Genomic DNA, 13347 nt, shown 5'->3' on the forward strand with positions numbered 1-13347 from the left:
CGCTCCGGCGCCCGTTCCGGACGGGCGCGATGCTTCGCCGGCAGCGGCCTGACCAGCATCTCGTCCTCGACGTGCACCGACGGCAGCTTGAAGCCGATCATCGACTCGATCGCCTCCAGCGCCATGACGTAGCTCTCGCATGCCAGCGTGATCGCCTTCCCCGAGGCGCCGGCCCGCGCCGTGCGACCGATGCGGTGGACGTAGTCCTCGGGATCCTGCGGCACGTCGTAGTTGAAGACGTGGGTGACGTTCTCGATGTGCAGGCCGCGCGAGGCGACGTCGGTGGCGATCAGGAACGGCAGCTCGCCCGCCTTGAACTCGCGCAGCACGCGCAACCGCACCCGCTGGTGCAGATCGCCGGTGAGCGCCGCCGCGTGGTAGCCGTGATCCTCGAGACGGTGCGCCAGCCACTCGGCCTCGCGCTTGGTGTTGACGAAGAACAGGGCGCGCTCGGGTTGCTCGCGCTGCATCAGCCCGAGCAGCAGCGGCAGCTTCTCGTGGCGGCCGACGTGGTAGAGCACGTGCTCGACCTTCTCGGCGGTGACCTTCTCGGGCTCGACCGCGACCTTGATCGGCTCGTTCATGTGCTCGTAGGCGAGCTCCATGACGTCCCAGTTGAGGGTCGCCGAGAAGAGCATCGACTGCCGCTTGTCGTACGGCGGCAGGCGGCGGAGCAGGAACCGCAGGTCGGCGATGAAGCCCATGTCGAACATGCGGTCCGCCTCGTCGATGACCAGCACCTCGATGTGCTTCAGGGTGTAGACGCGCTGCTTGAAGTAGTCGATCAGCCGCCCCGGCGTGCCGATGAGCACGTCGACGCCGTCGCGCAGCAACTCGCGCTGCTTGGCGTAGTCGACGCCGCCGAACACGGCCTGGAAGGTCAGGCCGGTGAACTCGCCGATCCCCTGCGCATCGTGGAGGATCTGCACCACCAGCTCGCGGGTCGGAGCGATGATCAGGGCGCGCGGCCCTTCCGCACGCTCCGGGTGCTTGAGCAGGCGGGTGAAGACGGTGATGAGGAACGCCGCCGTCTTGCCGGTGCCGGTCTGCGCCTGGCCGGCGACATCCTTGCCGGCGAGCGACACCGGCAGCGAGCGCGCCTGGATCGGCGTACAGGCCTCGAAGCCGACCGACTCGATGCCGCGCATCACCGGCTCGGCGATGGGCAGAGAGGCAAACGTGACGGGATGGTCGGGAACGGACATGCGCCGCGAAGCTTAACCACAGAGGGGCCCGGAGGTACACAGCGGCGGGAAGCCGGGTGCCCTCGGAACGCCATCGAGCGCCGTTCTCAATGCACGTCGCGCATGGCGGCCAACATCTCGTCGGGACCGACGTAGCCGACCATCCGGTGGTGCTCGCCGCCGCGGGGGCTGAACAGGATCACCGTCGGCACCCCTTTCACGGCGTACGCCGAGGTGAGCGCCGTGGTGGTCGGCGTCTCCTCGGTGATGTCGGCCTTCACCATGCGGAAGCGGTCGGCCTCGCGCACGACGTCCGGGTGCGCGTAGGTGGTCGACTCCATCTCCCGGCAGGGGATGCACCACTCGGCAGCGAACTCCAGCAGCACCGGTCGCTCGCTGCCGCGACCCTGCGCCACCCACTGCTCCACCGGTTCCCAGGCGATCGCCTGGGCCGCGTCGGTGGGGCGGATGAGCCAGGTGGCGGTGGCGATCATCAGCACGCCGACCGCCGCCTTCAGGGCCGGGAAGCCGCGCAGGGCGCGTCCGGCACGGTCTACGAACCCGAGATAGATCCCGGACAGGGCGATCGCGGTGGGCAGCAACCAGTGCTTCCACGGCGCCGGGAGCAGCGGCGCCAGATAGTAGGCGGCGAGGCAGAGCAGGATGCAGCCGAACAGGTGCTCGGTCCACGCCAGCCACTCGCCGGAGCGCGGCAGGCTGGTCAGGGACCCGGCGGCGATCGCCAGCACCACGTACGGCAGCCCCATGCCGAGCGCGAGGAAGAAGAAGAGCAGGAAGCCGAGCCCGGCATCCTGGCGGCTGCCGACGAAGACCAGCAGGCCGACGACGATCGGACCGACGCACGGCGCCGCGACGACGCCCATCGTCAGCCCCATGAAGATCGCGCCGGCGGCGCCGCTGGCGCTGCCGCCGGCCCAGCGCATGAGCGCCGTCGGTGGCTGAAACTGGTAGACGCCGAAGCTGCTCAGGGACAGCGCGATCATCAGCCCGACGATGAACAGCACCACGACCGGCTGCTGCAGCGCGGCGCCGAAGATGCCGCCGGAGAGCGCCGCCGCCAGCCCGAGGGCCGAGAACGACGCGGCGATGCCGAGCACGTACAGGGTCGCCAGCCAGGCGGTCTGCCCTCGGCTGCGCGCCTGGCCGCCGAAGTAGGCGATGGTGACCGAGATGAGCGGGTACACACAGGGCGTCAGGTTCAGCCCCAGGCCGAGCAGCAGCACCGCGCCCAGGGTGAGCACGATCCCGTAGTCGGCGAGCAGGCTGGCGAACTGGGCGCCGCGCCCCCCACCCGCGCCGGCGAGCGGCCCGGTGGAGCCGACGTCGCGCGCCCCGGAAACGGCCGGCGTCACGCCCTGCAGCGGCAGGGAGAAGACGCGGGTGACGTTGGTCGGCGGCAGGCAGGTGGTGTCGTCGCAGGCCTGGAAGCGCAACACCGCCTCGATCGACACGGCATCGCCGCGGAAGTCGCCCGGCACCTGCACGGCGGCGCGCAGCGGCACCGTGCCCTCGTAGACCAGCAGCTCCATGTCGCCGGCGAAGGCGAACGTCTTCGACTTCGGCGCTGGGTAGTCGATGGCGCCGGCGGTCACGCCCTCGGGCAGGGTGAGGGTCAGCGTGGTCGGGACCAGGAACTTCTGATTCGGCTGGTGCGCATTGATGTGCCAGCCGGCGGCGATCGTGGCCTCGATCGCGAGGTCGACGCGCGCGCCGACGGCCGCCGCCGTCGGGCGGAGCGCCAGCGAGACCTTGGGCTCGGCGGCGCGCGATGGCGCGGCCAGGCACAGCGCGCCGAGCACCAGCAGCAGGCCGAGAGGTCGACGCATGAGGTGCGACGATGGTTCCACAGGGTCGGAGCGGTTGCAAATATGATACGGCGCGGATAACGCCGCCCCTCATGATGCCGCGCCGTCGTCTCGGGTGTCTGGTCGCTCTCGGGATCATCCTCGCCGGCAGCGCGCGCGCCGAATGGCTGGCGCCGCTGGCCACCGAGACCGCCGAGACGATCCCGGCCGCCACCGCCCAGATCGGCATCGGCTTCGCCTACGACAACGACGGCCGCTACCCCGGCTTCACGCCGCCGAGCGAGATCAAGTGGCAGAGCCTGACCACCGCGCCGGCGCTCGCCTTGCGCATCGCGCCGAGCGACTGGGTCGAGATCCAGCTCAGCTACGAGTTCCTCAACAACGACCAACGCACGGTGAGCCTCGGCAAGCAGAACAACTATGGCGGCGGCGACGCGCGCCTCTTCACCAAGGTGTGGGCCGTGCGCGAACGCACCTGGATCCCGGCGCTCGGCGTCCGCTTCGGCACCAAGCTACCGAACGCCGACGCCAAGGACCGGCTCGGCACCGACGAAACCGACTTCTTCATCCAACTGCTGGGCTCGAAGCGGTTCGGCGACTGGGCCGGCCACGTGAACCTCGGCATCGCCCTGCTGGGCAATCCGGGCTTCTACGGCGCCGACAGCTCGGGACAGGACGACCTCTTCACCTACGACCTCGCCCTGACCTCGCCCTACCTCGGCGCCCAGGCCGAGGATCGCTGGGGGCTGCGCGGCCTGCTCGAATTCGCCGGCTCCACCGGGTCGCGTTTCGACAACGACTACAACCTGGTGCGCGCCGGTCCGCAGGTGACGATCGGCGGCTGGACGATGTTTCTCGGGGCGACCGGCGGCATCGACGGCGCCGCCCCGACCTACGGCTTCAGCGGCGGCGTCTTCTACAGCTTCGAGCTGGAACGCCTGGCGGCGCTCTTCGACTGAACGCGACCGCCGCCTGCGGCGGCGACTGGCGGCTTCGCCGGCCGCTTCTTCGGCTTGCCCGCCGACAGCCGGATCGGCACGCATTCGACGATCTCCAGGCCGTAGCCCGGCAGGCTGACCATGCGGCGCGGGTAGTTGGTGATGAGACGGATCTTGCCCAGGCCGACGTCGCGCAGGATCTGGGCGCCGATGCCGTACTCGCGGAAATCCATGGCGCGGTTGGCGGCATCGGTGCTGGGGCGGCTGGCGGTCTCGCGCGGCCGGGTGCGGTCGACCAGCTCGACGCCCTGCGCCTCGCGCCGCAGGTAGAGGATGACGCCGCGCCCGGCTTTGTCGATCATCTGCATCGAGCGCTGCAGCAGCGCCGAGGTGTCGCGGTCGCTGGAGCCGAAGACGTCGCCGGCCAGGTACTCGGCGTGGGCGCGCACCAGGATCGGCTCCTCGGGCGTGATCTCGCCGCGCACCAGGACGAGGTGCTCGCCGTCGTCGACGTCGCTGCGATAGACATACGCCTTGAAGTTGCCGGCGCTGCGCGTCGGCAGCGTCGCCTCGGCGACCCGGTGCACCATCGAATCGTTCCGCAGCCGGTACTGGATCAGGTCGGCGATGGTGCAGATCTTCAGGTCGTGCCGGGCCGCGAAGCGCTCGAGGTCGGCGAGGCGCGCCATGCTGCCGTCCTCGTTCATGATCTCGCAGATCACCGACGCCGGCGGCAGGCCGGCGAGGCGCGACAGGTCGACGCCGCCCTCGGTCTGGCCGGTGCGCACCAGCACGCCGCCGCGGCGGGCGCGCAGCGGGAAGATGTGGCCCGGGGTGACGATGTCCTGCGGGCCGCAGGCCGGGTCCATCACCCGCTGGATGGTGACCGCGCGGTCGTGGGCCGAGACCCCGTGGGTGATGCCATGACGGGCGTCGATCGACACCGTGAAGGCGGTGCCGAGCGGGGCGCGGTTGTCGCTCACCATCATCGTCAGGCCGAGCTCCTGGATGCGTTCCTCGCCGAGCGCCAGACAGATCAGGCCGCGACCGTACTTGGCCATGAAGTTGATGGCAGCCGGCGTCACCTTGCTCGCCGCCATGCACAGATCGCCCTCGTTCTCGCGTTGCTCGTCGTCCATCAGGATCACCATCTTGCCGGCCTTGATGTCGGCGATGGCGTCCTCGATCGGGCTGATCTGCCGGGGCCGCTTGGGCGGCGACCGGAAGGTGGTGAACATGGTTGGCCAGCTATAGCGCGGCCGGTGGGGGCGCGGAAGGACCGTCGACGGCCGTGGCGATGCCGGAGCGACGCGGCGGCGGCGCCCCGGGTCAGGCTCTCGGCGTTCGCCCTCTGCCTCGTGCCTTCTGCCGGGTGGCCGTCTTCTTCTGCCGCTTCTGCTGCCGCGCCCGGAACGCCGCCACCCACCCCGACCGGTGCTGCTGCTGGCGGGTGTTGAACACCAGCGCCCCCGCGGGAACGTCTTCCCGCACGGTCGTGGCCGTGGCGACGTACGCGTCGTCGCCGAGGGTGACCGGGGCGACCAGGGTGCTGTCGCTGCCGACCTGAACGCGGTCGCCGATCACCGTCCGCTGCTTCGAGAAGCCGTCGTAGTTGCAGGTGATGGTGCCAGCGCCGATGTTGACGTCGCGGCCTATCTCGGCGTCGCCGAGATAGGCGAGGTGGTTGGCCTTGCTGCCCGGACCGAGGCGGGCGTTCTTGGTCTCCACGAAGTCGCCGATGTGTACCCCGGCGGCCAGGCGGGTACGCGGACGGAGGTGGGCGAAGGGCCCGATCTCGCAGCCGGCGCCGACCTCGGCCTCGCTGAGGACGACGCCGAAGCGCAGGTGGACGTCGTCGGCCAGCGTGGCGTCGGTGAGGAACGCCGAGCCGTCGATGCGGCAGCGCTCGCCGACGACGGTGCGGCCGCGCAGGTGGACGTTGGGCCCGACGGTGGTGTCGCGGCCGATGCGCACGTCCGGATCGATGTACGCGGTCGCCGGATCCTGCAGGGTGACGCCGGCGTCCATCCACGCCGCGGCGATGCGGGCGCGCACCTGCTGCTCGACGGCGGCGAGCTCGCGGCGCGAGTTGATCTGCGCCACCTCGGAGAGGTCGACCGCGACGTCGGCGATCGGCATGCCGGCGGCGGCCGCCAGCGCGACGATGTCGGTGAGGTAGATCTCTCGCTGGGCGTTGTTCGGCCGTACCCGGCCGAGCAGGTCGAAGAGCAGCGGCGCGCGCACGCAGTAGAGGCCGACATTGACCTCGCGGATGGCGCGCTCCTCCGCCGAGGCATCCTTCTGCTCGACGATGCGCCGCACCCGGCCGTCGGCGCCGCGCACGATCCGCCCCCAGCCGTGCGCATCGACGACGTGCCCGGTGGCGAGCGTCAACTGGCCGCCGCCCGCGCGGTGCGCCTCGACCAGGCGCCGCAGCGTCTCGGCTCGCAGCAACGGCAGGTCGCCGTAGAGAAGCAGCAGGTCGCCCCGGTAGCGGCGCAGGCTCGCCTGCGCCGCCAGCACGGCGTGGCCGGTGCCGCGGGGTGTCCGCTGGACGGCGAAGCGGACGTCCGTTCCGCAGATGGCGCGCACCTCGTCGGCATCGGGCGCCACCACGACGACCACGGGATCGATCGCGAGCTCGCGCAGCGTGCCCAGCAACCAGCCGATGATCGGCCGGCCGGCGAGCGGATGCACCAGCTTGGAGCGCGCGGAGCGGAAGCGGGTGCTGCGTCCGGCGGCGAGGATGATCGCTCCGGTGCGCGGCGTGGTGGCGCGGGTCATCGGTCGCCGGCGGGACGGGCGATCAGGCGGGTAGGACGCGGTGGTAGGCGTGTCGGAAGTGCAGCAGCGGCGCGCCGTCGTTGGCATCGGCGGCTTCGATCTCGCCGACGTAGATGGTGTGGTCGCCACCGTCGTAGCCGTGCGCGATGCGGCATTCGACGTGTCCGATGCTGCCCTCGAGGATCGGCGTCCCGAGCGCCCCGCGCCGCCAGGCCAGGCCCTTGAACTTGTCGCCGCCGTGCTTGGCGAAGTGCTGCGAGACCTCGCGTTGGTCGGCGGCGAGGAAGTTGACCGCGAACACGCCGGCCGGCGCGAAATGCGGATAGGTCTCGGCCGTCTTGTCGATGCACACCAGCACCAGCGGCGGCTCGAGCGACACCGAAGTGAACGCGGTGGCGGTCAGACCGTGCGGCTGGCGGTTGCTGTCGAGGGTGGTGACGACCGTCACACCCGCCGCGAAGTTGCTGAGCACGCGGCGGAAAGCGTCCTTGTCGATCGGCATGGGTGAGAACCTCGTCGAGCGGCGGGAAGTCGAGCGGCATCCATCCAGACATGATTCCGTGTGATAAGGCAACAAAATGGCCTCCGCGCGGCAGACAGCGACGGGCGCCGCCGTCGTCGCCGCAGCGCTGCTGCTCGTAAGCGCCTTCGCCCGGGGGCAGACGATGGAATACCGCGGCGCGCTCGAGCCGCCCGACGTGATGGAGCTCAACGGGCACGTCGGCCGGCCCGCGCCCGGTGAGCGTGGCGGCTGGAGCATCACCCTGGGCGTCGGCTTCTCATCAACCGTGTACGATTTCCACCTCACCGGCATGCGCATTCTCAACAGCGGGCGACTGCCATTGTCCGTGCTGGCCAGCCTCGAACCGTACAAGCCAACCCTCTTCGTCTTCGGCCATGCCGACCAGCGAGCCGCCCTGGCTGCCGCGACCCCATCCGACACCCTTGTCATCACCGGCTATCGCCGGGTCGGCTCACGCACCCTGATGCTGACCGGTCTGCGGGTGCAACCTCCGGTCGCGCAGGCCCCCACCCCACTCGCTATCGAGTAGCCCGCAAGGCGCGGCGCAAATTGCGGTCTGCCAGGCGATTTGCTGCCCGCCGCGGGCACCCATCCGTTTTCGCGCCGAAGTTGGCCGACATTACCACGGCGCGTTCTTTGGATTGACGCTCCGCGCCACATTCTATATCCAGGGCACGTCGCATTCTGGGAGTGACTGCCCACACTGCGCGGATGCCGCCGGCGAGTCCCTCGAGCGGGCGCAGCCGCCCGCCGTTCCCTCAAGACAATGGGTGACCCAATGACTCGCAACCGCATCCCTCGCAGTACGTGGCTCAACCTATTGGTCTTCGCGTTGGCCGTTGCCGGGCCAGCGATGGGGCAGGAGCGGGTCTTCGTCACGGACAGCGCCGGCTCGACCATCAAGGTGTTGAACACCTCGCCGACGCCGACGATGACGTCGGTCGCGGTCGGATCGCAGCCGTTCGCCGTAGCGGTGAAGCCCGGCGGGGCTTTCGCGTACGTCGTCAACCGCCTCGGCAACGACGTCTCCGTCGTCGACACGGCGCTCAACGCGGAAGTGGACACCATACCGGTCGGCATGCAGCCCGAGGACGTCGCCTTCTCGCCCGACGGCGCCACGGCCTGGGTCACCAACCCCAACGGCGGCACGGTTTCGGTGATCGACACCGCCAGTCGCCTGGTGATCGCCACGATCCCGGTCGCCAATCAGCCCACCGGCGTCGCGGTGCGGCCGGACGGGGCATTCGTCTACGTCACCCGCGCCAGCCTGTCGCGCGTGGCGGTGATCGACACCAGCCTCACTCCGCCGCAGGTGGTCACCAACGTGGTCGTGGGAAGCGGTCCCAGCGACGTCGCCTTCACCCCCGATGGAACCCGCGCCTACGTGACCAACAGCGTCGGCGGCACCGTGTCGGTGATCGATACCCAATCCGATCCGCCGAGCGTGATCACCACCATTCCGGCTGGAACGTCGCCGTTCGCCATCACGATCCTGCCCAACGGCACGCGCGCCTACGTGGTGAACCGCGTGCTGAACGGCGTCGTCACCGTGATCGACACCACCAACGACTCGGTGCTGACCACGGTCGGGGTCGGCTCGGTGCCCAGCGGCATCGCCAACACGCTGGACGGTAGTATCGTCTACGTCGCCAACACCCAGAGTCAGAGCCTGTCGCGCATCAACACGGCGACCAACACGATAGCGAACACGATCCAGATGCTGGGCATCAGCCCGCGCGGGATTGCCATAGCAGACATCAGCGCGCCAACGCCGACGCCGACCCTCACGCCCACCGCGACCCCGGTGCCGCCGACCGGCACGGCGACGTCGACCCGCACGGCGACCGCCACAGCCACGGTAACCCCAACCGCGTCGGTGACCGCGACGCCGACGGCGTCGGCAACCCCGACGAGCAGCGCGACGCCGATCCCCACCGCGACGACGACTGCGACCGCCACCGCCACCCCGAGCGCCACCAACACGCCGCCGGCAACGGCAACGAATACCCCGCTGCCGACTGCCACCGCGACCGCGACGGCGCCGTCGACCGCAACGGCGAGCGCGAGTCCATCGGCGACATCGACGGGCACCGCGCCGGCCACGGCCACGCACACCGCCGCGGTGACCGCAACGGCCACGCATACGGAGATCTCCAGCCCGACGGCGACCGACACTCCAGGCGAGCTCCCGACCGCGACCGGCACCCCGACCGAGGCCGTCACGGCGACGCCCACCGATACCCCGACGGGGATACCGACCGGTACCGCCACTGCGACCGTGACGGAGACGGCAACGTCCACTCCGACAGGCATCCCGACCGGCACGGCCACCGCCACCGCCACCGAAGCCCCCACCGCCACGTTCACCCCGACGGGGATTCCGACCGGCACCGCGACCGCCACGGCCACCTTCACGCTCACCCCGACCGGCGTCCCAACCGGTACGGCGACCGCGACGGCGACCTTCACGCTCACCCCGACCGGCATCCCGACCGGTACGGCGACCGCGACGGCGACCTTCACGCTCACCCCGACCGGCATCCCGACCGGTACGGCGACCGCCACCGCGACCGAGACTCCTACCTTCACCGCCACTCCGACTGGCATCCCGACCGGCACGGCGACCGCCACCGCGACCGAGACCGTCACCTTCACCGCCACTCCGACCGGCATCCCGACCGGCACCGCGACGGCGACGGCCACCGAGACACCGACCGAAGTTGCCACCTTCACCGCCACGCCGACCGGCGTGCCGACCGGCACCGCGACGGCGACGGCAACCGCCAGCAGCACGGAAACGGCGACCCCCACGTCGACGCTCGGCAGCACGGCGACGGCGACCAACACGCCGGCCTCGACCGCCACCGCCACCAACACCGCGCTGGAGACGGCAACGGCCACGGCGACGCTCACCAACACGCCGATCCCGACGCGCACCAACACCGCGACGCCGACGCCCACGTCGACACCGACGACGGCCGAGACGGCGACGGCCACGAGCACCGCAACGTGGACCGCGACGGCCCTCGCAACGCGCACCAACACGCCCGGGGCGACTCCGACGCGCACCAGGACGCCCCCGGTCGATGGCGGCTGCGCCGTCGATCCGAACGCGGTGCCGAGCGCCTCGACGCTCCTCTGGCTGCTACCGCCCGCGGCCCTGCTCTGGCGCCGCCGCCGTTCGCGGTGAGATCACGACGATGGGCGGCGGAAGCCCCCGCCGCCCATCGTCCCATCCGCGGCTGTTCACCCGCCGCCGATCGTTCCTACGAGGCGGGTGAGAGAGTGCCGCCGCTGCGGATGGTCCTCGCGGATCGGGAAACCGGCGGTCCGCCGCGGCGCACCGGCGCGCGTCCCCTCGCCGCGGCGGCGCCGGCCGCACGCATGCGCCGCCGGTCAGTCGGCCTCGCGGAGCTGTTCTGATCACGTCGCTCCAGGTCCCGGTTGGCGAAACGGTCGATCTCGGCTGGGTCGTCGCCGATCGTGCGGGCGCGGACGACTACTGGCGGAGCGCCGGGCTGGCGCCGCCAGGGTCCGCTCATCTGCCGCTCGGCTTCGCGTTCGCATTGCGTGGCGGGCCGTCGCCGGCAGTTGCGCTCGCCGCCGGCACCGTGAGCGTCCATGCCGGGCACACCATCAGGCGCGACGGCGCATTCGTTCCCGGTCGTTACCGTGTGCAAGCGCGCATTGCGGAGATTTTCGACAAGAGCGGTCGCAGTGGACCGCTGCGGGTCATCGTCCGCGCGGCCGACCTGTGCGCCCGATCGGGTCCCGTCGTGATCGCGATCCGCGAGCAGCAGATCGTCCGCTGGCATCGGCGGGGTGCGCCGCCGGCGCCGGACCGCGAGGCGCACGGGAGCGGTGAAGGTGGCGCGGGCGTCGCCGACACCAACCTGGACATCGGCGCCACCGTCGCCTCGGTTCGTCGCCATGCGCCCGGCGCCCCGCTGGTCCGGGCGTACGCCAGCTCGCTGGGAAGCCCTGAGCCGCTCTTCGTGGACAGCGCCGCCGCGCGCGAGATCGGCTTCGCCGACGTCATCGTTCCCGGCCCGCTCCAGTCGACGCTCTTCGAAGCTCTACTGGTCGAGCAGTTGCCGGGTTGGCACCTGGACTCCCTGAGTCTCAGCTTCCGCGTGTCGGTGATCGTCGACGAGCCCATCGCCCTGCGGGCCGTCGTGACCGAGCTCGCGCCGCGACAGGATCGCCTGGCGGTGGATCTGACGCTCGAGAACCGCCACGGCGAAGCCGCCGCGGTCGGGACCGCGACGTTGACGGCGCCGCCATCGCGCGGTGCCGCTGCATCGCGCTGACGGGGAGCAGACTCGCGGCCTCGGCCCGACGGGGCCGAGCCAGCATGTTCCCACGGCACGCCCGGGCCGAATCCTGCCGCGCATGTCCTCCGGCAGGAGGTCGCAACGCGCCGGAAGAAGGCGCGTTGAGCAAAAAAAAGAGGCTCCCCTGCGGGAGCCTCTCTGTTCAGCGAGTCGGGAGAGTTGCTCAGGCCCCGAGCCGGCCCAGGCGCCGCAGCGCCCAGAGCAGACCGATCCCCAGGCCGCCGATCAGGGCCAGGCCACCCGGACTGGCCGGCGACGGCACCACCGGAATCGGCGGCCGCGTGCGCGTGGCCGTCGGAGTGCGGGTCGGCGTGTTCGTCGGCGTCGCCGTCGGCGTCGCCGTCGGGGTGTTGGTCGGCGTGAACGTCGGCGTGTGCGTCGGGGTGTTGGTCGGCGTGTTGGTCGGCGTATTCGTCGGCGTGTTGGTCGGCGTATTCGTCGGCGTATTCGTCGGCGTGTTGGTCGGCGTATTCGTCGGCGTGTTGGTCGGGGTGAACGTTGGCGTCGCCGTCGGGGTGTTGGTCGGGGTGTTGGTCGGCGTGTTCGTCGGCGTGTTCGTGGGCGTATTGGTCGGCGTGTTCGTCGGCGTATTCGTCGGCGTGTTGGTCGGCGTGTTGGTCGGCGTGTTCGTCGGGGTGTTGGTCGGCGTATTCGTCGGCGTGTTGGTCGGGGTGAACGTCGGTGTGTTGGTCGGGGTGTTCGTCGGCGTGTTGGTCGGGGTGCTGGTCGGCGTATTGGTCGGCGTATTCGTCGGCGTGTTGGTCGGCGCCGGCGGAGCTGGCTGGCTGTCGTTGTCGCCGGTGGCGCTCACGACTTCGTTGGTGGACGAAGGGCATGCCGCGGTAGCGTCCGACGAGATGCCGAAGCCGCCGACCGCGACCGCAAATCCGTCGCTGAGGAGCGTGCTGTTGTAGACGAAGACGATCGCCTCGCCCTCGTTGAGGATGAACCCGTCCGTCGGCTCCGCGGCGCAGACCGCTGTGTTCACAGTCACCTGCGACGGCGTGGTGCAGACCGGGGGGTCGCTGCCGGTCGATGGAATGCCGAAGCCAAACACGCTGCGGTTCTGAAAATTGTCGCACTCCGCGGCGCGGTTGTTGGCCACGCAGGCGTCGGGTACGTTGCCGCTCGTTGAGCTGAGAGCCACGAGGCTCTGTACGTTCGGCGCGCCGATGCAATCCGATGCGCTATGGCACACACTGAGAGCGCCCATGCCGGTGCCCAGAGTGAGGCGGCCGCCGAAGGCGCTGTTGAAGCTGATCGAAGCGATCGCATTGGGCGTCATACGGCCCGTGCGGGTGATCTGAGAGTACGGGTGGAGCGTCATCTGCGGCTGAATGACACCGCCGATGGCAGAGGTCGGCTGCCCCGACATGCCTGCCGTCGCCGAGCATGAGCCGGCTCCCGCGATCGACCCGGCAATCGTCGTGACCCGGATGCGCTCGGCACCGCCACCGAGGTTGGTTGCAACCAGCACCTGGTAGGCAGTGCCATCGCCGGCGCGGAACAGCGACTCCTGTACCTGCGCGTCGGCGCGCCCGGTCCAGCCGAGCAAGATAACTGCCGCAAACGCGGCGAGTGCCGCGCCGTTACGATGCCAGCGCCGTTCCCGAGTCGCCATAATTCGCCTCACCTCTCGTCGTGCTGCTCCGCGGCCACGGGGCGTCTGGTACACCGCGCGCCCCCATCGGTCAAGCCAAAACACGAAGCCCCGGCGAGATCGCGATCCCGCCGGGGCTCCATTCAGTCAGGGTTGAC

10 protein-coding genes are annotated in these 13347 nt (G+C 70.5%); 4 read left to right on the forward strand and 6 right to left on the reverse strand.

Going from position 1 to position 13347, the window contains the following annotated elements; all coding sequences use genetic code 11:
• Together KF840_25220 and KF840_25225 are read right to left on the reverse strand one after the other, a co-directional pair.
• A partial coding sequence (locus tag KF840_25220) for a DEAD/DEAH box helicase (GenBank protein MBX3028204.1) occupies positions 1–1205 on the reverse strand: 1205 nt, incomplete at its 3' end.
• Positions 1206–1291: 86 nt separating this feature from the next.
• Positions 1292–3031: a thioredoxin family protein gene (locus KF840_25225; GenBank protein MBX3028205.1), complete on the reverse strand. Its 1740-nt coding sequence runs from the start codon at positions 3029–3031 to the stop codon at positions 1292–1294.
• Positions 3032–3105: 74 nt separating this feature from the next.
• Between KF840_25225 and KF840_25230 the strand changes: the two genes are divergently transcribed.
• Positions 3106–3969, forward strand: coding sequence for a hypothetical protein (locus KF840_25230; protein ID MBX3028206.1), 864 nt, complete (start codon positions 3106–3108; stop codon positions 3967–3969).
• On the opposite strand, the gene ribB is transcribed toward KF840_25230, so the two are convergent.
• The 3 genes from ribB to KF840_25245 form a co-directional block, all read right to left on the reverse strand.
• On the reverse strand, positions 3927–5186 hold the full coding sequence (gene ribB / locus KF840_25235) for a 3,4-dihydroxy-2-butanone-4-phosphate synthase (GenBank protein ID MBX3028207.1): 1260 nt from the start codon (positions 5184–5186) through the stop codon (positions 3927–3929). The two genes, KF840_25230 and ribB, sit on opposite strands and share 43 nt — an antisense overlap.
• 91 nt (positions 5187–5277) lie before the next feature.
• Positions 5278–6732, reverse strand: a complete 1455-nt coding sequence (gene glmU, locus KF840_25240; GenBank protein MBX3028208.1) for a bifunctional UDP-N-acetylglucosamine diphosphorylase/glucosamine-1-phosphate N-acetyltransferase GlmU — start codon at positions 6730–6732, stop codon at positions 5278–5280.
• A gap of 22 nt (positions 6733–6754) precedes the next feature.
• Positions 6755–7234 carry a flavin reductase family protein gene (locus KF840_25245; GenBank protein ID MBX3028209.1) on the reverse strand — a complete coding sequence of 160 codons (480 nt, stop codon included), beginning with the start codon at positions 7232–7234 and terminating at the stop codon, positions 6755–6757.
• 76 nt (positions 7235–7310) lie between these two features.
• Between KF840_25245 and KF840_25250 the strand changes: the two genes are divergently transcribed.
• The 3 genes from KF840_25250 to KF840_25260 all read left to right on the forward strand — a co-directional run bounded on the left by KF840_25250 (position 7311) and on the right by KF840_25260 (position 11565).
• Complete coding sequence (locus KF840_25250; GenBank protein ID MBX3028210.1) at positions 7311–7784, forward strand: hypothetical protein; 474 nt, start codon at positions 7311–7313, stop codon at positions 7782–7784.
• Between the two features lie 324 nt (positions 7785–8108).
• Complete coding sequence (locus KF840_25255) at positions 8109–10445, forward strand: hypothetical protein (protein ID MBX3028211.1); 2337 nt, start codon at positions 8109–8111, stop codon at positions 10443–10445.
• A gap of 421 nt (positions 10446–10866) precedes the next feature.
• Positions 10867–11565, forward strand: coding sequence for a MaoC family dehydratase (locus KF840_25260; protein MBX3028212.1), 699 nt, complete (start codon positions 10867–10869; stop codon positions 11563–11565).
• 187 nt (positions 11566–11752) lie between these two features.
• On the opposite strand, the gene KF840_25265 is transcribed toward KF840_25260, so the two are convergent.
• The gene (locus KF840_25265; GenBank protein MBX3028213.1) at positions 11753–13210 is read right to left on the reverse strand and encodes a hypothetical protein; all 1458 of its coding nucleotides are present in this window, start codon (positions 13208–13210) and stop codon (positions 11753–11755) included.
• Positions 13211–13347 lie beyond the last annotated feature (137 nt).

It is taken from the genome of bacterium, from assembly GCA_019637795.1.
Classification (GTDB): Bacteria; Desulfobacterota; Binatia; order HRBIN30; family CADEER01; genus JAHBUY01.

What these genes read in the sequence shown, in the direction of transcription:
- KF840_25230 (MBX3028206.1), top strand. Translation starts at nt 3,106, where the DNA reads ATGCCGCGCCGTCGTCTCGGGTGTCTGGTCGCTCTCGGGATCATCCTC.
- KF840_25245 (MBX3028209.1), bottom strand. Translation starts at nt 7,234, where the DNA reads ATGCCGATCGACAAGGACGCTTTCCGCCGCGTGCTCAGCAACTTCGCG.
- KF840_25255 (MBX3028211.1), top strand. Translation starts at nt 8,109, where the DNA reads ATGGGGCAGGAGCGGGTCTTCGTCACGGACAGCGCCGGCTCGACCATC.
- KF840_25225 (MBX3028205.1), bottom strand. Translation starts at nt 3,031, where the DNA reads ATGCGTCGACCTCTCGGCCTGCTGCTGGTGCTCGGCGCGCTGTGCCTG.
- KF840_25265 (MBX3028213.1), bottom strand. Translation starts at nt 13,210, where the DNA reads ATGGCGACTCGGGAACGGCGCTGGCATCGTAACGGCGCGGCACTCGCC.
- KF840_25250 (MBX3028210.1), top strand. Translation starts at nt 7,311, where the DNA reads ATGGCCTCCGCGCGGCAGACAGCGACGGGCGCCGCCGTCGTCGCCGCA.
- glmU (MBX3028208.1), bottom strand. Translation starts at nt 6,732, where the DNA reads ATGACCCGCGCCACCACGCCGCGCACCGGAGCGATCATCCTCGCCGCC.
- ribB (MBX3028207.1), bottom strand. Translation starts at nt 5,186, where the DNA reads ATGTTCACCACCTTCCGGTCGCCGCCCAAGCGGCCCCGGCAGATCAGC.